Origin of the sequence: Pedobacter sp. SL55, assembly GCF_026625705.1 — a bacterium.
Lineage (GTDB): Bacteria > Bacteroidota > Bacteroidia > Sphingobacteriales > Sphingobacteriaceae > Pedobacter.
Genome location: NZ_CP113059.1, coordinates 2,198,732 through 2,220,707, shown reverse-complemented (window position 1 = coordinate 2,220,707; position 21,976 = coordinate 2,198,732). Strand labels below are relative to the sequence as shown.

The window sequence follows — 21,976 nt, the reverse complement described above, 5'->3', positions numbered from 1 at the left end:
CGGGCTTTCCGCTCAATCAGGTCTATTTAATCTAATTTATTGCTACTATCCAAATCAGCAAAGCCGCAAAATCAATATGCAGCTTAATTTTCATTTTTATTTGTATTAAATCTAAATAATATTAATTTTGCATTAACAAGTTAATTAAAGTGCAAAAGATAAAAGAACTAACCTTTCCCGCTGCTACATTCGAAGAGGTATTCGCTACACCAAGCGGTGCTATCTTTCAATCAGATTCGGAGAAATGCTGGTACATTGATTTTGCAGGCAAGTTAGCTCGTTTCGATTACAGAAATCTTTTAAAGCTTAAAAAAGCAGTTTACAACGTAAATATTGAAGAAAAACTATTGAGCAGCGACAAAACTGCCGACGTAGAAATTATCTTTATTTGCGCTTGCGACCATTCTTATGTGCTTTCTTTATTAGAACTTATCAAACTAAAAGAAATCTTACAAGGCACTTTCGTAATGCTGGAACTGAACCACATTATTCACGATCGTTTGTTTCGTATTGTAGTTTAACTAAGACTTAGACTCGTTCCGAATTATTAATAATTTCTTTTACAGAACATTATCGGCTTAACTTTGTAGTGTTCTAAAAGAAAGTTTTAGGTTATTATGATTTTTTTTTAGCAATCAGCCCGAACAACTGACCAATGCGAATGTTTCATAATAACTAATCATAAAATCTAATTGACAATGAAAGATATCATGAGAATTAAATGTTTACTATCAGAAGAGGTAGAAACATTGATCAATCAACAAATAAAAAAAGAGGCACTTTCTTCTTCTATATATTTATCTATGGCATCTTGGTGCAATAGAAATGGCTACGATTTTTCTGCTGATTACTTTTTTAAGCAAGCAGAAGAAGAAAGACAGCACCAGTTAAAATTCTTCAAATATGTGTTAGACATGGGTGGAAACGCTGTTTCTCCAGAAGTAACCAACATCAAACAAGAGTACAACTCGTTCCGTGAGGTATTTGAAGAAGCTTTAGAGCAAGAAGTTAGCGTAACGCAATCTATCAAAAACATTGCTGCCCGTTGCCATAAAGAGCAAGATTATGTTACTTTAGAGTTCTTAAACTGGTTCTTTAGAGAGCAACGCGAAGAAGAATACAAAGCACGCAGAGCACTAGAATTATTCGAAGTAATTGGCGAAGAAGGCACTGGAAGATGGCAAATTGACAAACACGTTGGCCAAATTTCTTACGACAGCGAAGCTTAGTTGAAGTTAAAAGTAGAAAGTTTAAAGTAAAAAGTGCCATAGTGCTACATTAAGCAAAACAACAAAACAATAATTGAAAGGTGTGTACAACAAGTATGCACCTTTTTTGTTTAATTTTAGGTTGTACAAAATAAGCCACCGATGCACAGATATTTTTTGGTAAATATCCATTAAGATTTGTGCATCTGTGGCTAAAACATTAATATGTCTAAGAAAGATAAAAAAAAGAAAACTTCGAAGCAGGAAAAAAAAGACAAGAAGAAGAAAAACTGCTGCGAAAAATATCTAAGAGGCAAGCGTTGTAAAAATTGCCCGCTAGGATAGCTATAATCTTAATATCCCTATTTCAAAGCCTCCCACAAAATTTCTACAGGATGTTTGGCCACTTTTTGAGCACCATCTTTAATTTGGTGCCTACAACTTGTTCCCGCAGCGGCAATAATGGTATCTGTAGCTGCATTTCTAACTGCTGGCAACAATACCAACTCCCCTACTTGCATCGATACTTCGTAATGTTCTTCTTCGTAGCCAAAAGAACCTGCCATACCACAACAGCCAGAAGGTATCATTTCTACGGTGTAATTAGCAGGCATTCCCAAAATCTTTTCGGTAGGTGTTAATGCATTTAAAGATTTTTGGTAACAGTGACCATGAAGTTTAATCTGCTGTGGCTTAGTCGTAAACTGATCGGCACTAATTTTTCCTGTCTCAAATTCTTGCCATAAAAATTCTTCAATTAAAAAGCAATTTTGTGCCAAGTGTTTTGCTTTCTGTACCAAATGAGCATCCACCAATTCAGGGTATTCATCTCTAAATGTTAATAAAGCCGAAGGTTCTACACCCAATAATGGCGCTTCTATGTTTACTAAATCTGCCAATAAACTTACATTCTTGTTAGCTAGAGCTTTAGCATCACGTAACAATCCTTTAGATAGATAGGTTCTTCCGCTTTCTTCGTGCTGCGGAATAATTACCTGATAACCCAATCGCTCCAAAAGTTTAATGGCAGTTATACCAATTTCAACATCATTATAGTTGGTAAATTCATCGCAGAATAAGTAAACTTTTTTATCCCTAACCTGCAACGATTGTTTATTGTCGTGCTTTTTCTTCCAACTACGCAAGGTAGTTTTGCCTACTTTTGGCAGTGAGCGGTCTGGAGCAAAACCGATTATCTTTTTAATTAATTTACTCGTGAAATTATTGGCAATTAAGGCATTGTAGATAGATGGCACAATAGCACCCAAAGCCTGCGATTTTGTGAAATTTGCGATTACTCGAGTACGGAAAGGTACGCCATTGGCATCGTAGTAGTGTTGCAAAAATTCTGCTTTCATTTTGGCTACATCTACACTTGATGGACATTCTGACTTACAAGCCTTACAGCTCAAACACAAATCCATCACTTCTTTAATTTCTTTGTGGTTAAACGGGTTATCGCCCTGCGAATTGGTTAAAAACTGGCGTAAAATATTTGCTCTTGCTCTGGTGGTATCTTTCTCTTGGCGAGTGGCCATGTATGATGGGCACATGGTGCCACCTGCCACATGTGTTCGCCTGCAATCGCCAGATCCCGAACATTTTTCGGCCAGCCTTAATATACTTTCGTTCTTAGAAAAATCAAAAATCGTTTGAATAGGTTTTACCGGCTTATCCGCTTCATAGCGCAAAAACTCGTTCATTGGTGGCGTGTCCACAATCTTGTTGGCATTAAAAACACCAAGTGGATCGAACAATTGCTTCACTTCTTTTAGCAATTGATAAACCTCAGCACCCAATACATCTGCTATAAACTCCCCTCTTAACCTTCCGTCGCCATGTTCTCCACTTAACGAACCGTTATGCTTTTTAACTAAAGCCGCGGTTTCTTTTAAAACCGTCCTAAAAAGCTCCTTACCCTCGGTCGTTTTAAGGTTAATCATAGGTTCTACGTGCAACTCCCCAGCACCAGCATGGGCATAGTAAGATGCTTTTAATTGATGCTTATCGAGCAGTTGTTGAAGCTCTTCGATATAGGCTGGCAAATCTTCTGGTGCTACGGCACAATCTTCAATTAAATTCACAGGTTGTGTGTCGCCTGGTAAATTTCTGATTAGACCCAAACCCGCTTTACGAACATCCCATGCTAATTTAGTTTGAGCGCCATACACAACCGGATAAGCGTAACCTAAACCTGCCAGTTTTAAATCTGCTATCAAAGCAGAAGTTTTAGAATCTAATTCCTGTTGTGTTTCGGCAAAAAACTCTACCATTAGCAAGGCTTCTGGTTCGCCTTCAATAAAAAAGCGGTTATGCTGATAAACGGGATGCCCTTTGGTAAAGTCCATGATGTATTTATCAACCAACTCTGAAGCCATCGGTTGGTGCTTCAAAATGATAATGTTGGCTAACAACGATTCGGCTAAAGAGTTGAAATGCACACAAACCAAGGCATCCATTTTAGGAGGCAAAGGCAATAGGTTCAACTTCGCTTCGGTTACAAACATCAAAGTACCTTCCGAGCCGGCAATCAGCTCGCACATGTTCAACGTTTCCTTTCCTTCTTCGGGAATTAGAAAATCTAAGGCATACCCGGTATTTCTTCTAGTTAGGGATTTTTTGGGATAACCTTTTTCAATGGCTTCTATGTTCTTAGGATTGTTTACCAACGCAGAAATGCCTTTGTAAATTACACCTTCCAAACTATTTTGCTGTGCCTTTTCTTCTATCGCAGTTAAAGACAGTTCGTTAAATGTTACCTCCTGTCCATTGCTTAAATAGCCTTTTACCTCTAATAAATTCTGGCGGGTATCGCCCCACACAATAGAGTGTAAACCGCAAGAGTTATTGCCAATCATACCGCCAATCATGGCTCGGTTGGCTGTAGAAGTTTCGGGGCCGAACATTAAGCCAAATGGCTTTAGCGCAAGGTTCAAATCATCTCTAATTACACCAGGTTGCACCCTCACATATTTCTCTTCGGCATTGATTTCTAAAATCTGATTGAGATACTTAGAGATATCAACAATTAATCCGTTACCAACTACTTGGCCCGCTAGCGATGTACCTGCCGCTCTTGGAATAAGTGTTAAGCGATTTTCGTTAGCGAAATCAATAAGTTGTTTAATACCCTCTTTTGTTTTAGGTACAGCTACAGCCAAAGGCTTCTCTTGATAAACTGAAGCATCGGTAGAATAAACTAACTTCTGGGCTTCGTGGGCGGCAGAATTATCGAAAAAAAGTTCTCCATCAAAACCAGCATTTAGTTTTTGGAAAGAAGTAATTAGGTTGGTAAGATTTGACACATGGTAAATTTAAGTATTTTACTTGCGTTTTTTAAAAACAAAAGCTGCAAAAAACTGCAAAACTGAAAACAAGTTTAAAACATCAACAAAATTTAAGCACTAATGGTAAAAATTCTTACTATTTTAACCATTCAAATTATGGATTATGAGTAACAACAAAATTTCATATACAGAGAAGATAAAAGCATCTTACTCGCCAACTGGTGCATCTATTTATTTAGGAGCCGGAATATTAGATGGAGAAACCATAGCCGAAGCCGAAGTAAACCTACCACTAAAAATGATGAACAGGCATGGTTTAATTGCTGGTGCTACCGGTACCGGAAAAACTAGAACCTTACAATTATTGGCAGAGCAGCTTTCTGATGCGGGCGTTCCCGTTTTTATGCTCGATGTAAAAGGCGACTTATCTGGTTTAAACCAAGCGGGTGCCAGCAACGCAAAAATAGAAGAAAGAGCTACGCAATTAAACAAACCCTTTGCACCTAGCGGCTTCCCGATTGAGCTTTACTCGTTAAGTGGTAAACTCGGCGCTCAAATGCGAGCAACAGTTACCGAATTTGGCCCGATACTTTTATCTAAAATCTTAGAACTTAACGATACGCAATCTGGCGTTTTAGCGGTCATCTTTAAATATGCTGACGATAACAAAATGCCTGTAGTAGACCTCAATGACCTGAAAAAATTATTAGGTTATCTTTCTGAAGGAGAGGGTGCAAAAGAAATCAAATCTACCTACGGTTCGATATCTACGGCAACATCAAGCACTATTTTGAGAAAAATAGTGGCGATAGAACAGCAAGGTTTGGGCGGTATTTTCGGCGAAACTTCTTATGATATTGAAGATTTGTTTAACCGCATAGATGGCAAAGGCGTAATTAGTCTGCTAAATATTGCCGATGTGCAGAGCCAGCCTGTACTCTATTCTACGTTTTTGTTGAGCTTACTAGCAGAGATTTACCAAACTATGCCCGAAGCTGGCGATTTAGATAAACCGAAGCTAGTATTCTTTTTTGATGAAGCTCATTTATTATTCAACGATGCGCCAAAAGCATTCCTAGAGCAAATCAACACGATTATCAGGTTAATTAGATCTAAAGGAATTGGTGTTTTTTTCTGTACCCAATCTCCTATGGATATACCCGAAAGTGTGCTCTCACAATTAGGGAACCGAGTACAACATGCTTTGAGGGCATTTACTCCAAACGATGTTGATGCTTTAAAAAAGACTGTGAATACCTATCCCAAATCTGATTTTTACACGATAGACAAAGTTTTAACTTCGCTTGGAACTGGACAGGCATTAATTACCGTGTTAAACGAAAAAGGAATACCCACAGAGGTGGCGGCGACTTTGCTTACCCCGCCTAGGGCAGTAATGGGGCCAATGGCGACTATTGATTGCGAAAAACTGATGCTAGCAAGCCCATTATATACCAAATATCAGGAAACTAAAGATCCTATTAGCGCCTATGAAATGCTAACTGATAGGATTAATGAGCGGTTGGCCAGCGAGCACGAGGCAAAAGCCGAAGAAGAAGAAAAGAAAAGAATTGAACAAGAAAGCAAACCAAAAGCAGGCGAAAAGAGTTTAGTAGAAGAGATTATGGGCGCAACCATAACACGCCAAATTGGGAAAGAGATTGTACGTGGTATTTTTGGAATGCTAACGGGCAAAAAAAGTCGCACAACTAAATCAAAAGGTGGTGGGCTTTTTGGATTCTAAAACTTAACTTTGGCAATAACTAATATTCATTTAAAAACTAAATAGTTAATGAAACCAACCTTACTAATTTTGGCCGCCGGGATGGCAAGCCGCTATGGTAGCATGAAACAAATTGATGGCTTTGGCCCAAACGGCGAAACCATTATCGATTATTCTATATACGACGCAATTAAAGCAGGCTTTGGCAAAGTAGTATTTATTATTAAAGAAGAATTTGCAGATAACTTTAGGGCAATTTTTGATGAGAAATTGAAAGGAAAAATTGAAGTAGACTACGTTTATCAAAACTTTGATTTGAAACAATTTGGCATTGAAGAAGAAATTTACAGGGAAAAACCTTGGGGTACTGCCCATGCCATTTTATCTGCAAGAAAAGTAGTTAAAGAACCGTTTTGTGTAATTAACGCAGATGACTTTTATGGCTATGATGCTTTCAAAAAAATGGTAGATTTTCTTACTACAGAAGTAAACGATGCTACTTATTCGATCATCGGTTACAAAATAGGTAAAACTTTATCAGATTTTGGAGCGGTATCTAGAGGCGTTTGTAAAGCAGACGAGGCGGGAAATTTAACTGAAATTGTAGAAAGAACAAAAGTGTACAAAAAAGATGGCGCTATTGTTTATGAAGAAAACGAGCAAGAATTCCCGCTTGACTTCGATACGCCAGTATCTATGAATTTTTGGGGTTTTACGCCAACAGTTTTCCAAATTACCGAAGATTTGTTTAGAACTTTTGCCATGGAGAACAAAGACAAGCCTAAAGCAGAATTTTTTATTCCGTTAATTGGAGAGCATTTGGTAAAAAACAATACTGCTTCTTTTAAAGTAGTACCTACCGATAACCAGTGGTTTGGTGTTACTTATAAGGAAGACAAGCCATTAGTACAAGCAAGCATCGACGAACTGATCAAAAATGGCAGCTACCCAGAAAAATTATGGAATTAACCATTGATGAAAATATCTTAGAAGCTTACGGCTTTAATAAAGAAAACATCAACATACAACAAATAGGTTCCGGTTTAATCAACGGAACCTATTTGTTAACCAACCTTTCTAATGGCGAACATTTTGTATTGCAACAGCTTAATACGAGTGTGTTTACCAATCCTTGGGCAATTGCCAATAACATTGAAACGGTAGCCAACTTCCTCAAGATTAATTCTCCAGATTATATTTTTCCCGCACCATTGCACACCACCAACAGAGAAGCAATGTACTTGCATGAGGGTAAATATTGGAGATTGATGCCTTTTGTAAAAAGCACTGTGGCTTTAGATACGCTAAGCACCGCCAAACAAGCTTTTGAAGCGGCAAAGCAATTCGGTAAATTAAGCAGGTTATTAGACAACTTTAATAGCAGCAAGCTGGAACCCACTATTGTTGGCTTTCATGACCTAGAACTTCGTTTCGAACAGTTTAAAACGGCATTAAGCCAAGCTTCGGTTACTGTTAAAGACCAAGCTGCGAAAGAAATTGAAACGGCTTTTGAATTTGAACCTATTCTCACGCAATATTTGCAATTAGGCAGCAATGCTGATTTTCCAAATAGGGTAATGCACCATGATACTAAAATCAGTAACGCCCTACTTGATAAAGAAACCTTCGAAGGTGTTTGTGTAATCGATTTAGACACCTTGATGCCTGGCAAGTTCATTTCAGACTTGGGCGATATGATGCGTACTTACTTGTGCGAGTTTTCTGAAAATGAAAGAGATTTATCGAAAATCAACATTCGTGTAGACTATTTTGCTGCCATGATTAAAGGCTATCTCTCTGAAATGGGAAGTATTTTAACCAGCACTGAAAAAGGGTTGATTTTGTTTAGTGGTAAGTACATGATTTACATGCAGGCCCTTCGTTTTTTAACAGACTTTTTAAATGGAAATATCTACTATCCTACCGCTTACGCAGACCAGAATTTAGACAGAGCAAAAAATCAGTTTAAATTATTGGAAGAGTTAGTTAAAAATGAAGAGCAGTTACAGCAACTGGTAGATGCGGAGCTTCTAGATAAATAAGCATAGAAATCGACTAATTCGGATAAATTATCTCATTCGCTTTCAATCTTTTTGGTTAATGAGCTACCTCATTTCAATAATCTGTCTTCTAACGGCAGCAATATCCTTTCATTCCAATCATTATCATTTTCCCTTTGCCGTTGGCTTTAGCCAACGGTTTTTATGCAATTTGTTCAGGGCTTTAGCCAAATTTTTAATAGTTGCTCAGGCTTTTGTAAATTAAACCCGACAGCAGCGGATATACTTTTTGTGAGCACATACCGCACAACTAGTGTCACGCTGAGCCTGTCGAAGCGTTTCTGCTATAAAAAATCCTTCGACAGGCTCAGGATGACAAAGCCAGAACAAAAAGATAGCAGCGGATGGCGGGGCTGGATTTGCGATGAAAGGCAGGCATTCGTTTTCAAAAGCCCCACCCAACCCTCCCCAAAGGGAAGGGCTTAACAAAGTTTGCAATGACGAGGCGTAGAACAAAAAAAGCGTCACTGAACTTAATCAGCAACGCTTTCTATATGATGACTAAAACCCTTTCGGACTTTCGGTCTCTAAACTTTCAGACTACTTTTTCTCTTCGTCTTTCACTTCCTCGTAATCCACATCAGTTACGGTATCGCCACCTTGTTGTGGCTCAGCTTGTGCAGCATCGCCCTGTGGCTGACCATCCTGACCTGCTTTGTACATCTCTTCAGAAGCAGCATTCCAAGCATTTTGCAACTCAGTTTGTGCAGCTTCAATATCAGCGAAGTTACGAGCAGCATGAGCTTCTTTCAATTTTTTCAAACCATCTTCAATTGGAGCTTTTTTATCGGCAGATAATTTATCGCCAAACTCTTTCAATTGTTTCTCGGTAGAGAAAATCAAAGCATCTGCACTGTTAATTTTATCCGCTTCTTCTTTCGCTTTAGCATCTGCTTCTGCATTAGCCTCGGCTTCTTGCTTCATTTTTTGGATTTCAGCATCAGTTAAACCAGATGAAGCCTCGATACGGATTTTTTGCTCTTTGCCAGTAGCTTTATCTTTAGCACTTACGTGTAAAATACCGTTGGCATCAATATCAAAAGCAACTTCAATTTGAGGTACACCACGTGGCGCCGGCGGAATTCCGTCTAACATGAAACGACCAATTGTGCGGTTTTGGGCAGCCATTGGACGCTCGCCTTGTAAGATGTGGATTTCTACCGATGGTTGGTTATCAGCCGCAGTAGAGAAAGTTTCCGTTTTCTTAGAAGGAATAGTGGTGTTAGCTTCAATCAATTTAGTCATTACACCACCCATAGTTTCGATACCTAAAGAAAGTGGCGTAACATCTAATAACAATACATCTTTAACCTCGCCAGTTAATACACCACCTTGAATAGCAGCACCAATTGCCACCACCTCATCAGGGTTTACACCTTTAGAAGGCTCTTTACCGAAGAAAGCTTTTACCGCATCCTGAATAGCAGGAATACGAGTTGAACCACCTACTAAAATTACCTCATCGATATCGCTAACTGACAAACCAGCATTTTTCAAAGCAGATTTACAAGGGTCGATAGTACGTTTAATCAAATCGGCAGCCAATTGCTCAAATTTAGCACGGCTTAATGTACGCACTAAGTGTTTTGGTCCGCTAGCATCTGCAGTGATATAAGGCAAGTTAATTTCTGTAGAAGTAGTGCTAGAAAGCTCAATTTTAGCTTTTTCAGCAGCTTCTTTTAAACGTTGTAACGCCATTGGATCTTTGTGCAAGTCCATTCCGTTTTCGTTCTTAAACTCATCTGCCAACCACTCAATTAATACGTGGTCAAAATCGTCACCACCTAAGTGTGTATCACCATCGGTAGATTTTACTTCGAAAACACCATCACCAAGTTCTAACACAGAAACGTCATGCGTACCACCACCACAGTCAAAAACCACAATTTTCATGTCTCTGTTGGTTTTATCTAAACCATAAGCCAAAGCTGCTGCCGTAGGTTCGTTAATGATACGTTTTACCTGTAAACCAGCAATTTCACCAGCTTCTTTAGTAGCTTGGCGTTGTGCGTCGTTAAAGTAAGCAGGTACCGTAATTACAGCTTCTGTTACTTCTTGACCTAAGAAATCTTCAGCGGTTTTTTTCATTTTCTGCAAAACCATTGCCGAAATTTCTTGTGGCGTATATTTTCTATCGTCAATCTCAACACGAGGGGTGTTGTTATCGCCTTTTACCACTTTATAAGGTACTCTTCCAACTTCTTTATCCACCTCGCCGAAGCTGCTTCCCATAAAGCGTTTGATAGAGTAGATCGTTTTTGTTGGGTTTGTGATTGCCTGACGTTTTGCAGGCTCGCCCACTTTGCGCTCGCCGTTTTCCGTAAAAGCAACAATAGATGGCGTAGTACGTTTACCCTCGCTGTTAGCAATAACCACAGGCTCGTTACCCTCCATTACCGCCACACAAGAGTTCGTAGTTCCTAAGTCTATACCAATTATTTTTCCCATTTTATTATATATTTTCTTTTGTTATTTTTTGTGTTTCCATGTTAATAACAAGCAATGTGCCAACAGGGTTTTGGCAGAATTTTGTCAAAAAAAGCTGTTAAAATGTAAAAGAAAACTAAGATTACTGCTGACAGCTTGGCAGGAATGAAGGTAAAAGGCTGAAAGACTAAAGCAGAAACACTAACACCTAATCCCTAACAACTAATTCCTATTTTAAGGAAACGAATGTCAGTAATTCTTCGCCTAGTCAGCCCTGCTGTTCGCTCCTCCCGATGAAACCTGTGCAACAAGCAAGCATACCGTAAATCAATAAGAAAGATGCTTAAATCGGGATCCGCTACCATCAGGTTTAATTCACAAAAGCCTGTTCATCTTCGCAAAAAAAACAAGCTGCTAAAACCTTATCTTTAACTATGCTCAACCTAAAATTACTGCTGCTTTTATTTAACATTTTCTTATTGCCATCAGCTGCAATAAAGCCCGAAAAACTAACCGAAGCTTTAATTTTTGCTAAAAAGAACCAGCTAGATACTACCATTTGCATCATGGTAGATATGAGCATCCCTTCGGGGAAAAACCGATTATTTGTGTACGATTTCAAGCAAAAGAAAACCATCATCTCTGGCTTATGTGCCCATGGCGGTGGCGGTGGCAGCACAGCTGCAAAACCTGTATTTAGCAACAAAGTGGGTAGCAATTGCACCTCACTCGGAAAATACAAAGTAAAAACTAGAGCCTACAGCAATTGGGGTATCAACATTCACTATAAAATGTATGGCCTAGAGCCAACCAACAACAATGCTTTTAGAAGAATTGTGGTACTGCACTCTTACACACCTGTTCCAAATTACGAAATACACCCACAAACACTATTTGGCGTAAGTGCAGGCTGCCCAGTAATTGCAGATGAGCAAATGAAGCAAATAGACAAACTGCTAATCAAGAAAAAGAAAGGTGTTTTACTTTGGATTTATAATTAAAAATCTCTCTCAAATAAATTAGTAGGGCTCCTTGGTATCTTTCGTGTAGTCATAAAAATACGGCTTAAAACCACTCATGCTACTCGTTAGACCGATATGATTGTTTAACAATTCTATAGCTTCAGGATTAAAAATATAAAAAAACATTCGAGGCCTATGATTAGGTTCGTAATTATCTGTCTTCAAAAAACCTCCGAAAGGATTTAGGTATTCTCCTTTCTTATTGTAATAGTTATTTTGATCGGGTATCATCTCACATTGTATCTGAACTGTCCTATCTCTTTTTCGCCAAGTGAATGTAGTAAAGCCAGAAATATGTTGGATAACTACTGGTTTTCCATGTTCTTTCTTCAGTTCTTCTAACAACTTCATCTGATCTTTAAATCCACAATAAGCATCGCCAGAAATCATCATTAAATTATCTTCTGCGTCGGCAATAGATTTAATCACATTAAAACTTACATTTTTAAGCTTTGCTAGTGGTTGGGTTGGCTTTTCGGCATCTACAAGATAGGTAATTACCTCAACTTGCTTGTTTCCACTATCATCTTTAAAACTTGTATCACAAGAAGAATAATAGGTTTTTGTATGTTCCTTTTTCAATTCAGTTTCGTAAAAACGACTTACACTCAAACCAAAAGGAAAATCATTCAAATCAAAAGTTTCTTCGCCTAATCGCTTTGGTTCGCACGAAGAAAAGAATAATAGTACTGCTAACGACAATACTGTTGATATTTTATAGGTAGTTGTTTTCAAGGTAAGCCTTATTAATTAACCGATGTTTAACAATTTCTCCAAATGATGGTAACCAATACCAAAATACGCTTTGGTGTCATTAATCTTTTTTAGAATTTCATCCTTGTTCCTTGCTCCTTGGTCCTTATTCCTAATCCCTACCACCAACACATTCTTTGGCGTATGCACATCAGAAACAAACTCAAAAACCTTTGTTTTATAGCCGAAATATTCCAAGATTAAAGCACGTAAGCCATCAGTTACCATTTCCGCTTGTCGCTCTAAAAAGATACCATGTTTAGTTAAAAAATTTAAATCGTTTTGGGCTTTATGCTTCTCAATTTCTCTACGAATTTGCTTATGGCAGCAAGGCGCAACCACAATGAGCTCGGCATTGGCTTGTATTCCTTTGTAAATGGCATCGTCGGTGGCGGTGTCGCAAGCGTGCAAAGCAATCAGTAGGTTAATGTTATCGTTTTCGTAGCTATCAATCGTACCTTCCACAAAAGAAAGCTGATCGAAATTGGCTTTTTGGGCAATGGCATTACATAAACCAACCATATCTTTCCTAAACTCTACTCCCACTACATTTGCCTTTTGTTGATGATTAAGCAGATAATCGTACAAAGCAAAAGTGAGGTAGCCTTTGCCAGAGCCCATATCTACCACATTTTTAATAGTACCAACAGGAAACTCCTTAATCAAAGGGCTCAAAATCTCGATGTATTGATTGATCTGTTTGTATTTATCTTGCGCATTTTTAAAAACTACACCATCAGCGCCCGTTAAACCAAGCTCTTGTAAGTATAGATTATCCTTCGCCAAAATCAAGCGTTTTTTCTGCTTATCATGGGCCACAACAACTTGCTTTTGTTGTTCCAATTTTTTAGTTCTTAACCTAAGACCGCCTTTTACAGTTTTTTCTAAAATGTGTTCCTCTGCCGTGGTAAACAGTGTAGCTATATTAAAACCCTCGGCAACATAATTTTTAATTAAGACGATACTTTCCTGCTCAGAAAAGTTTTTAAAAATATCTTTGGTTTGATAGCGATAATTAAAAGCCAACATCTTGTTGTTTTTAAGTACCACAGGTTTTACAAACAGTTGCTTCAACGCTTCTTCGTTACCTTTGTAATTGCCTAGAGATAACTTTACAAAAGTTCCGTTCCTTACGCTCTCTTCCAATTTCTCTAAAAATAAGCTATCGCTCTGTTGGTTCATCTTCATGCCTAATTATCAACTGCAAAAGTAAACACTAAAAACTAATAATAATTGCAGGTTAGTTATTTCTTAGTGAACAGCTCTTATCTTTACCTATTGCACAACAAAAAATAATGATGAACATACTATTGGCTTCTACCTCTACCCTATTTGGAGAGCACTACCTAGCTTACTTAAAAACAGAAATCATAGAGCTATTTCAAGGTATAGACGAAATTATCTTTATTCCATTTGCTAGACCAGCAGGCATTTCTCATGAAGAATATACTAAAAAAGCAGCCGATTTTTTTGCTACCATTAATATCGGCGTAAAAGGCCTTCACGAATTTGATGACCAAATTAAGGCAATTGAAAACGCTAAAGGATTTTTTACCGGTGGTGGAAACACTTTTCTATTAGTGAAAACCCTGCACGAGCTGGGTTTAATGTGCATTCTTAAAGAAAATATTGAGCATGGCAAACCTTATTTAGGATGTAGTGCTGGTAGTAACATTGGTGGTATCAACATGAAAACTACTAACGATATGCCTATTGTTTACCCGCCAAGTTTTGATTGTATGGGCTTGGTGCCCTTTAACCTCAACCCGCATTACTTAGACCCGCAACCCAACCTGCAACACAATGGCGAAACTAGAGAAACCAGAATACTAGAGTTTCTAACTCAAAACGATATTAAAGTAATTGGTTTGAGAGAAGGCAACTGGATCAGGAGAATTGGTAACTCGATAACTGTAGAAGGAACTGAACTAACTAGAATATTTGAACCAGGGAAAGCAGCTTATGAGATTGAGGCTGGCTCCAATTTATAGAAATATTGGCCTTTTAAATATATTAGACTTACTACAGCACATCTAAATATCGTTGGATTAACGAAGGTTTATTGTGTATATTTATGAGTTAGCTGTCATTTTACTTCACGAAACTGCTAAAAATAGAAATAAATGGAAAATGAAAAATTACCGCTACCTCTAAAACTCAAAAACGCTGATTTTAAGTTTGAAAATCAAAATATCAAAATTGATATTAAAACTGATATTCCAGAGAAACTTTATAAATATTATTCTATTACCGATTATTCTGTAAAAGGTCTTAAGAATAATACCATGTACTTTTCTCATTCACATCTGTTAAACGACGTGATGGACGGAAACTTTATATTATGGGATATGTCAGAATTTATTATTAATTACAAAGCAGATTTAAATATAAATTACAATATTGATAGTGAACTAACAAAAGAAATTCTTAAACAATTAAGCGAACCTTTTCTTGAATGCAGAGGAGTTTTATCACTTTCTGATACTTATAAAAACGAACTAATCTGGGCTCATTATACGAGCGAAATAGGATATTGTTTAGAGCTAGAAACAATACAATTCAAAGAGCATATTGAAAAAAACAGAAATGAGAATGATTTGTATTTTTTCCCAATAAGTTATGACCACTTAAAACAAATAAATTTTTCTGATTTTATCAACTATAAAATCGTTGCGAAAAGTAAAGAAATTAACAGTAAAACTGTAAGTGCTATTTTACCAATATTGTACTGTTTTGCTCAAAAAGATGATTGTTGGAAATACGAAAATGAGTGGCGTTTTTTACTTCGAGATAAAAAATTCAATTCAATTTCATTTCCAATTGAAATAATTAATGATCAAGATAAATTAGAAGAAGATTATAGAAAGTCTGGAGGCAATATTGAAATTAACCCAAAAGTAATCTCAAAAATTATTCTTGCACCTTTATTTTTTAATAATTCAAGATTCAACAAGTTGGAAGTTACCAATTCAAATTTTTTGATATACAATTTTAAAGGTAATGATGCAGGTAAAGTCGCAAAAGATTTTTTAGAAATCTTAAAACATAAATTCAACGATAAAATATATCAAGTCGATAAAATTATAAAAGATGGTTTAGTAGTTCGAGAACTTAAATATAAAATTGAAATCGTAGATATTGGAGAGAACTTTATTAAAATTTTTAAAAATTTGATATATGAAGAAGGTAGGTAACAGCGGCTTGGTAAAAAATGCCAGGTTCAGTGCCAAATTCAAATTAATAAAATCTAAATCAACCACTTACAAAATATCAAATACTTTTAAAACAAAAAACCCTTTAGGAAATCCTAAAGGGTCATAAGCATAATAAGTTAGTTAGATTACGCTTTTTGCTCTTCTGCATCGTCAGCAGCTGGTGCTTCTGGAGCAGTTTCTTCTGCAACTGGAGCAGCTTCAACTTCTTCTTTAGCTTCAGCAACTGGAGCCGCTTCTTCTTTTACTTCTGCAGCAGGTGCATCAGCTTTTTTAGCTTTGCTTCTTCCTCTACGAGTAGTTTTCTTTTCAGCAGCTGCTGCATCTTTTCCGTATACCTCGTTATAATCTACTAGTTCAATTAACGCCATTTCAGCATTATCGCCTAAACGATTGTTTAATTTGATGATACGAGTGTAACCACCTGGACGGTTAGCAACTTTCGCTGCAACATCGCGGAATAACTCTGTTACTACCTCTTTGTTTTGTAAGTAAGCAAATACTGTACGACGTGAGTGAGTAGTATCGTTTTTAGATTTAGTGATAATTGGCTCTACATAAACACGTAAAGCTTTTGCTTTAGCTAATGTAGTAGTGATTCTCTTGTGAGTGATCAAAGAAGAAGCCATATTTGCCAACATCGCTTTTCTGTGCGAAGTAGTTCTTCCTAAGTGGTTGTGTTTTTTACCGTGTCTCATTTTTTTGTTTATAAAGTGTGTACCGTCTCTTTGAAATTAATCTGAGGGAATTACACACAGTGAATTAATTTAATTCTCAAAGTGATACGTTATAAGTGATACGTAATACGTAGAACTTACAACCTAAAACTTAAATTATTCTTCGTCTAACTTAAATTTAGAAAGGTTCATTCCAAACGATAATTGTTTAGATTTACTTCAATTCTTGAATTTCCGTTAATGACTTCTTACCGAAGTTTCTGAATTTTAACATATCAGCAACATCGTAAGAAACTAGATCAGCTAAAGTACGGATATCAGCTGCTTTTAAGCAGTTCAATGCACGTACAGATAAATCTAAATCAACCAATTCAGTTTTAAGGATTTTACGCATGTGTAAAATTTCCTCATCAACTTCTTTAGTTTCTTCTTTAGCTTGAGATTCCAATACCAAGTTCTCATCAGAGAACAACATAAAGTGTTGGATCAAGATCTTAGCTGCTTCTTTCAAAGCTTCTTCTGGGTGGATAGAACCATCAGTAGAAATATCTAAGATCAATTTCTCATAATCTGTTTTTTGCTCAACACGATAGTTTTCAATCGTGTATTTTACATTTTTCATTGGGGTAAAAATCGAATCGATTGCAATTACACCAACTACGCTATCAGAAACTTTGTTTTCTTCTGCAGGTACATAACCACGTCCTTTGTTTACGGTTAACTCAACCTCCAAAGTAACAGATTTTTCCATGTTACAAATTACCAACTCTGGGTTTAAAACCTCAAAATTGTTAGAGAATTTGGTAACATCTCCTGCTAAGAATTGATCTTGACCATTTATAATGATAAAGATTTTTTCAGAATCGCCAGACTCACCTACTTTCTTAAAACGAACTTGCTTTAAGTTAAGGATGATTTCTGTTAAATCTTCAACTACACCTTTGATAGTAGAAAACTCATGAGAAACGCCTGAAAAACGGATGCTGGTAATCGCAAAGCCTTCTAAAGAAGAAAGTAAAATTCTTCTTAGGGCGTTACCAATTGTTACACCGAAACCGGGCTCTAAAGGACGAAATTCAAATTGACCATCGAAATCCGTTGATTTCTGCATGATTACCTTATCTGGTTTCTGAAATGCTAAAATTGCCATTTATTAATGTTTTTAGATCGTTTATTAATATTGCGTAACATAAAAAAGTTAAAGCCACTAGGGCTTTAACCGTTATGATTACTTCGAGTATAACTCGACTATAAGGTTTTCCTTAATGTTCTCAGGAATTTCGTCACGATTTGGGTATGACAAGAATTTACCTGATAATTCTTTAGCGTTCCAATCTAACCAAGAAAACTTGTTGATGGTTCTGCCAGCTACTGAGTTTGAAATTGCCTCAAGAGATTTTGATTTCTCTCTAACAGCCACAACATCACCAGCTCTTAATTGGTATGAAGGAATATTAACTGTTTCGCCGTTTACAGTAATGTGCTTGTGGCTAACTAACTGACGAGCACCTGAACGGGTTGGAGCAATACCTAATCTGTATACTGTATTATCTAAACGTGCCTCTAGTAATTGTAACAAGTTATCACCAGTGATACCTTGACGTGAAGAAGCTTTGGTAAATAAGTTACGGAATTGTTTTTCTAACACACCATAAGTGTATTTTACTTTTTGTTTTTCCATTAACTGTACGGCGTACTCAGATTGCTTTCCTCTTCTTTTAGAAGCACCATGTTGGCCTGGAGGATAGTTTTTTCTGTCTAGCATTTTATCAGGGCCAAAAATTGGCTCTCTGAATTTACGGGCGATTTTGGACTTTGGTCCGGTATATCTTGCCATTTTATTGTAGTTATTTTAAAGTATCATGCAACCTGAAGCTGCAGACTCTTAGCTTTAAAAATTAAATTGATTAAACTCTTCTTTTCTTTGGAGGACGACAACCGTTGTGAGGAAGTGGAGTGATGTCTTTGATAGACAAAACTTCGATACCTGCTACTTGTAAAGTTCTGATAGCCGACTCACGACCTGAACCAGGACCTTTAACGAATACGTCTACTTTACGTAAACCTAAATCGAAAGCAACTTTACCACAATCTGAAGCAGCTTGACCTGCAGCATAAGGCGTGTTCTTTTTAGAACCTTTGAAACCCATTTTACCAGCAGACGACCATGAAATAGTTTGTCCGTTAGTGTTTGTTAAGGTAACAATGATGTTGTTGAACGTAGCATTGATGTGAGCTTGGCCTACAGGCTCAATCACAACAAGACGTTTTTTGGTAACTTTTTTACTCTTAGCCATTTTTTCTTTTAGATTTGAGATATGAGAATTGAGATATGAGACAAACTCTACCTCGGCACCCTTATCCTAATTATTATCTTCTATTCCAGATTTGAGCAGATTTATAAGAAATTCTCACTTCTCCTATCTCAATACTCAGATCTATCTACTATTTAGATGCTTTTTTCTTGTTAGCAACTGTTTTTCTCTTTCCTTTACGAGTACGAGAGTTATTTTTAGTACGTTGACCACGAACTGGTAAACCTTTTCTGTGACGAAGACCTCTGTAGCAACCGATGTCCATTAAACGTTTGATGTTCAACTGAACTTCGGAACGTAAAGCACCTTCTACTTTAATTTCATCATTAATCATAGTACGGATTGCTGACAACTCATCATCAGACCAATCTTGTACTTTTTTGTTAAGATCGATACCTGCTGTATTTAAAATACGTTGTGCAGTAGTTCTACCAATACCATAGATATAAGTTAAACCAATCTCTCCTCTTTTGTTTCTTGGTAAATCAATACCTGAAATCCTTGCCATATTTCTAGTTGTGTTTTAATGAACGACCGAACGGCGGGCCACCGTTGTGCGGAACTCGTTCTAATGTTTTTAATTATCCCTGACGTTGCTTGAATTTAGGATTCTTCTTGTTGATTACGTAAAGTTTTCCTTTACGGCGAATAATCTTACAATCAGCGCTACGCTTTTTAATTGATGATCTAACTTTCATTGCTTTATTTATTTCTCTTTGGTAATGAAGTTGTCACAAGCTTTTTCCAAAAGAAAACGGCGCTTGTGATGATTTCATTTTATTTGTATCTGTAAGTGATCCTACCTTTTGTTAAATCATAAGGAGACATCTCTAATTTTACCTTATCTCCAGGCAAAATTTTGATGTAGTGCATCCTCATCTTACCTGATATATGCGCAATTATCTCATGTCCATTTTCAAGTTCTACCCTAAACATGGCATTAGATAATGCTTCTCTTATTACTCCGTCTTGCTCAATTGAGGCTTGTTTAGCCATATTCTATTGATTTTTACTTAATTAGCTGCCTACTAAACAGGGTTGCAAAATTAAATATTATTTTTTAATTATTTAAATTTTTTCGCTAAAACTTCTTCTATTAAAGAAAAAGTGCTTAAAACGTCTGCTTTACCCTTTTTAATTGCAACGGTGTGCTCAAAATGTGCCGACGGTTTATTGTCTTTTGTGGTTACCGTCCATCCATCAGCCCAAAACTTAACGTTAGCAGTTCCAGCATTAATCATTGGCTCTATCGCTAAAACCATTCCTTCTTCTAGCTTAATGCCGCTACCACGTTTTCCGTAGTTGGGTACTTCTGGTTTTTCGTGTAGCTTAACGCCAACACCATGACCAACCAATTCTCTTACCACACCAAAGCCATTAGATTCGGCATGAAATTGTACCGCATGTGCAATATCGCCAATTCGCATTCCTACCACAGCCTTCTCTATGGCAAAAGCTAAACATTCTTGTGTTACCTTTACCAGCTTCTTTTGCTCTTCGGTAGTTTCGCCAATAGAAAATGTATAGGCCGAGTCTCCAAAGTAATTATTTTTAATTACGCCACAATCTACAGAGATCAAATCTCCTTCTTTTATCACGTAATCATTAGGGAAACCGTGTACAACTTGCTCATTTGGAGAAATACAAAGGGAATTGGGGAAGCCTCCGTAATTAAGAAAAGCAGGCACCGCACCGTTATCACTAATAAACTCGTATGCCAGCTTGTCTAATGCTATGGTTGTGATACCTGGCTTAATCACTTTGGCAACTTCTGCCAAGGTTTTAGAAACCAGTAATGAGCTTTCTCGTATTAACTCAATCTCTTCCAGAGATTTGTAATGGATCTTAGACATGTAATCTAATTTCGAATAAAGAAATGAAAAAATGATAGCATATGATTTTTGCTAAATGCAATCCAAATATGCTATCATCCATTAATTCATTCATTTTCTATAATGCAGCCCCACTGGTTGTTGTAGCAGCTGGAATACCCGAACGACCGGTTACTCTACCTGTTTTCATTAAACCATCGTAGTGACGCATTAATAAATAGCTTTCAATTTGTTGTAATGTATCTAAAACAACACCTACCAAAATCAACAATGAAGTACCACCAAAGAAGTGGGCGAATTCTTGTTGAATTCCAACTTTAACTGCTAACGAAGGAATGATGGCAATAATAGCTAAGAACAACGATCCAGGGAAAGTGATCTTAGAAATTACATCATCAATAAAAGAAGAAGTTGCCAAACCTGGTTTTACACCTGGAATAAAGCCACCGTTCTTCTTCATATCGTCAGACATTTGCGTTGGGTTAACGGTAATTGCTGTATAGAAGAAGGTAAACGCAATAATCAAAAATGCAAACGTTAAACTATAAGTTAACGAAGTGATATCTGAATATTGGTGCAACCAACTTTCTTGCAAATTAGGGAACAAACCAATTAAAGCACTTGGCACAAACATTAAAGCTTGGGCAAAAATGATAGGCATTACACCCGCTGCATTTACTTTCAACGGAATATACTGTCTAACACCTCCTACCTGCTTGTTACCTACAATTCTCTTAGCATACTGCACAGGCACTTTACGTACACCTTGTACAATCAAAATAGTAAACATGATGATTGCATATAAAGCTACAATCTCCAATACTAATCTAATCAAACCGCCATCGCTACCAGCAAATACAGAGCTTACTTCTTGGCTTAGCGCAATAGGCAAACGAGCAATGATACCTACCATGATGATTAATGAGGTACCGTTACCAATACCTTTGTCGGTGATTTTCTCACCTAACCACATCACGAAAAGTGTACCCGCTGTTAATACTACTGCAGACAAGAAATAGAAAAGGGTATGGCTAATTACAATTGCCTCTTGAGGAACTTGCGTTTTAACATATCCAATTGCCTGTACAATGGTAATAGCTACTGTTAGGTAACGAGTGTATTGCGTTAATTTTTTACGGCCGCTCTCTCCTTCTTTTTGCATTTTTTGGAAAGTAGGTACTGCAATACCCAATAACTGCACCACAATAGACGCAGAAATATAAGGCATTACACCTAACGCAACAATTGATGCTTTAGAGAAAGCACCCCCTGCAAACATATCTAACAAACCTAATAGACCCGATTTTTGCGCATTTGACAATTGCGTAGGATCTACACCTGGCAACACCACCTGGCAAACAAGTCTATAGATCACAAGAATCATAAGCGTAAATAAGATACGCTCTTTTAATTCTTGGATTTTCCAAATATTACTTAAAGTAGTAAATAGCTTCTTCATT

Annotated in this window: 20 protein-coding genes and 1 pseudogene; 8 read left to right on the top strand and 13 right to left on the bottom strand. The window is 37.1% G+C overall.

What is annotated here, in order from left to right; genetic code table 11:
- Positions 1–149: 149 nt before the first annotated feature.
- Both OVA16_RS09995 and OVA16_RS09990 read left to right on the top strand, forming a co-directional pair.
- Complete coding sequence (locus tag OVA16_RS09995) at positions 150–521, top strand: hypothetical protein (RefSeq protein WP_267765306.1); 372 nt, start codon at positions 150–152, stop codon at positions 519–521.
- 177 nt (positions 522–698) lie between these two features.
- Entirely contained in the window at positions 699–1,229 is a 531-nt protein-coding gene (locus OVA16_RS09990; RefSeq protein WP_267765304.1) for a ferritin, read from the top strand.
- 341 nt (positions 1,230–1,570) lie between these two features.
- On the opposite strand, the gene OVA16_RS09985 is transcribed toward OVA16_RS09990, so the two are convergent.
- Positions 1,571–4,513, bottom strand: coding sequence for an FAD-binding and (Fe-S)-binding domain-containing protein (locus OVA16_RS09985; RefSeq protein ID WP_267765303.1), 2,943 nt, complete (start codon positions 4,511–4,513; stop codon positions 1,571–1,573).
- 145 nt (positions 4,514–4,658) lie between these two features.
- Here OVA16_RS09985 and OVA16_RS09980 point away from each other — a divergent pair, with 145 nt between their 5' ends.
- Genes OVA16_RS09980 through OVA16_RS09970 form a run of 3 tightly spaced genes read left to right on the top strand, consistent with a single transcriptional unit; the run spans position 4,659 to position 8,260 of the window.
- On the top strand, positions 4,659–6,239 hold the full coding sequence (locus OVA16_RS09980) for a helicase HerA-like domain-containing protein (protein ID WP_267765300.1): 1,581 nt from the start codon (positions 4,659–4,661) through the stop codon (positions 6,237–6,239).
- Positions 6,240–6,287: 48 nt separating this feature from the next.
- A complete protein-coding gene (locus OVA16_RS09975; protein ID WP_267765299.1) occupies positions 6,288–7,187 on the top strand; it encodes a nucleotidyltransferase family protein in 900 nt (299 codons plus the stop codon).
- The gene (locus OVA16_RS09970; protein WP_267765298.1) at positions 7,178–8,260 is read left to right on the top strand and encodes a phosphotransferase enzyme family protein; all 1,083 of its coding nucleotides are present in this window, start codon (positions 7,178–7,180) and stop codon (positions 8,258–8,260) included. The genes OVA16_RS09975 and OVA16_RS09970 overlap by 10 nt, the downstream gene beginning before the upstream one ends.
- 558 nt (positions 8,261–8,818) lie before the next feature.
- Here the strand turns inward: OVA16_RS09970 and dnaK are convergent.
- Positions 8,819–10,726 carry a molecular chaperone DnaK gene (gene dnaK, locus OVA16_RS09965; protein WP_267765296.1) on the bottom strand — a complete coding sequence of 636 codons (1,908 nt, stop codon included), beginning with the start codon at positions 10,724–10,726 and terminating at the stop codon, positions 8,819–8,821.
- 413 nt (positions 10,727–11,139) lie between these two features.
- Here dnaK and OVA16_RS09960 point away from each other — a divergent pair, with 413 nt between their 5' ends.
- Positions 11,140–11,706 carry a murein L,D-transpeptidase catalytic domain-containing protein gene (locus OVA16_RS09960; RefSeq protein WP_267765295.1) on the top strand — a complete coding sequence of 189 codons (567 nt, stop codon included), beginning with the start codon at positions 11,140–11,142 and terminating at the stop codon, positions 11,704–11,706.
- Positions 11,707–11,724: 18 nt separating this feature from the next.
- On the opposite strand, the gene OVA16_RS09955 is transcribed toward OVA16_RS09960, so the two are convergent.
- Complete coding sequence (locus OVA16_RS09955) at positions 11,725–12,429, bottom strand: hypothetical protein (RefSeq protein ID WP_267765294.1); 705 nt, start codon at positions 12,427–12,429, stop codon at positions 11,725–11,727.
- Between the two features lie 48 nt (positions 12,430–12,477).
- Complete coding sequence (locus OVA16_RS09950) at positions 12,478–13,662, bottom strand: class I SAM-dependent methyltransferase (RefSeq protein ID WP_267765293.1); 1,185 nt, start codon at positions 13,660–13,662, stop codon at positions 12,478–12,480.
- 113 nt (positions 13,663–13,775) lie between these two features.
- Here OVA16_RS09950 and pepE point away from each other — a divergent pair, with 113 nt between their 5' ends.
- Both pepE and OVA16_RS09940 read left to right on the top strand, forming a co-directional pair.
- Positions 13,776–14,471 carry a dipeptidase PepE gene (gene pepE, locus OVA16_RS09945; RefSeq protein ID WP_267765292.1) on the top strand — a complete coding sequence of 232 codons (696 nt, stop codon included), beginning with the start codon at positions 13,776–13,778 and terminating at the stop codon, positions 14,469–14,471.
- Positions 14,472–14,603: 132 nt separating this feature from the next.
- Positions 14,604–15,674: a DUF2971 domain-containing protein gene (locus OVA16_RS09940; RefSeq protein ID WP_267765291.1), complete on the top strand. Its 1,071-nt coding sequence runs from the start codon at positions 14,604–14,606 to the stop codon at positions 15,672–15,674.
- A gap of 146 nt (positions 15,675–15,820) precedes the next feature.
- Here OVA16_RS09940 and rplQ read toward each other — a convergent pair whose 3' ends face one another.
- The 9 genes and pseudogenes from rplQ to secY all read right to left on the bottom strand — a co-directional run bounded on the left by rplQ (position 15,821) and on the right by secY (position 21,975).
- A complete protein-coding gene (rplQ, locus tag OVA16_RS09935; RefSeq protein WP_267765289.1) occupies positions 15,821–16,390 on the bottom strand; it encodes a 50S ribosomal protein L17 in 570 nt (189 codons plus the stop codon).
- Positions 16,391–16,525: 135 nt separating this feature from the next.
- Positions 16,526–17,519: pseudogene (locus tag OVA16_RS09930) on the bottom strand (DNA-directed RNA polymerase subunit alpha).
- Positions 17,520–17,597: 78 nt separating this feature from the next.
- Positions 17,598–18,206 (bottom strand): 30S ribosomal protein S4, encoded by a 609-nt coding sequence (gene rpsD, locus OVA16_RS09925; protein WP_267765286.1) that lies wholly within the window; start codon positions 18,204–18,206, stop codon positions 17,598–17,600.
- A gap of 70 nt (positions 18,207–18,276) precedes the next feature.
- Positions 18,277–18,666 carry a 30S ribosomal protein S11 gene (gene rpsK, locus OVA16_RS09920; RefSeq protein ID WP_138721993.1) on the bottom strand — a complete coding sequence of 130 codons (390 nt, stop codon included), beginning with the start codon at positions 18,664–18,666 and terminating at the stop codon, positions 18,277–18,279.
- A 148-nt stretch (positions 18,667–18,814) separates the two neighbouring features.
- A complete protein-coding gene (gene rpsM / locus OVA16_RS09915) occupies positions 18,815–19,192 on the bottom strand; it encodes a 30S ribosomal protein S13 (RefSeq protein WP_138721994.1) in 378 nt (125 codons plus the stop codon).
- A 73-nt stretch (positions 19,193–19,265) separates the two neighbouring features.
- On the bottom strand, positions 19,266–19,382 hold the full coding sequence (gene ykgO / locus OVA16_RS09910) for a type B 50S ribosomal protein L36 (protein WP_082434884.1): 117 nt from the start codon (positions 19,380–19,382) through the stop codon (positions 19,266–19,268).
- Between the two features lie 79 nt (positions 19,383–19,461).
- The gene (gene infA / locus OVA16_RS09905) at positions 19,462–19,680 is read right to left on the bottom strand and encodes a translation initiation factor IF-1 (RefSeq protein ID WP_010599888.1); all 219 of its coding nucleotides are present in this window, start codon (positions 19,678–19,680) and stop codon (positions 19,462–19,464) included.
- 68 nt (positions 19,681–19,748) lie between these two features.
- Positions 19,749–20,537 (bottom strand): type I methionyl aminopeptidase, encoded by a 789-nt coding sequence (gene map, locus OVA16_RS09900; RefSeq protein ID WP_267765281.1) that lies wholly within the window; start codon positions 20,535–20,537, stop codon positions 19,749–19,751.
- 97 nt (positions 20,538–20,634) lie between these two features.
- Positions 20,635–21,975, bottom strand: a complete 1,341-nt coding sequence (gene secY, locus OVA16_RS09895; RefSeq protein WP_267765279.1) for a preprotein translocase subunit SecY — start codon at positions 21,973–21,975, stop codon at positions 20,635–20,637.
- Position 21,976: the final 1 nt, after the last annotated feature.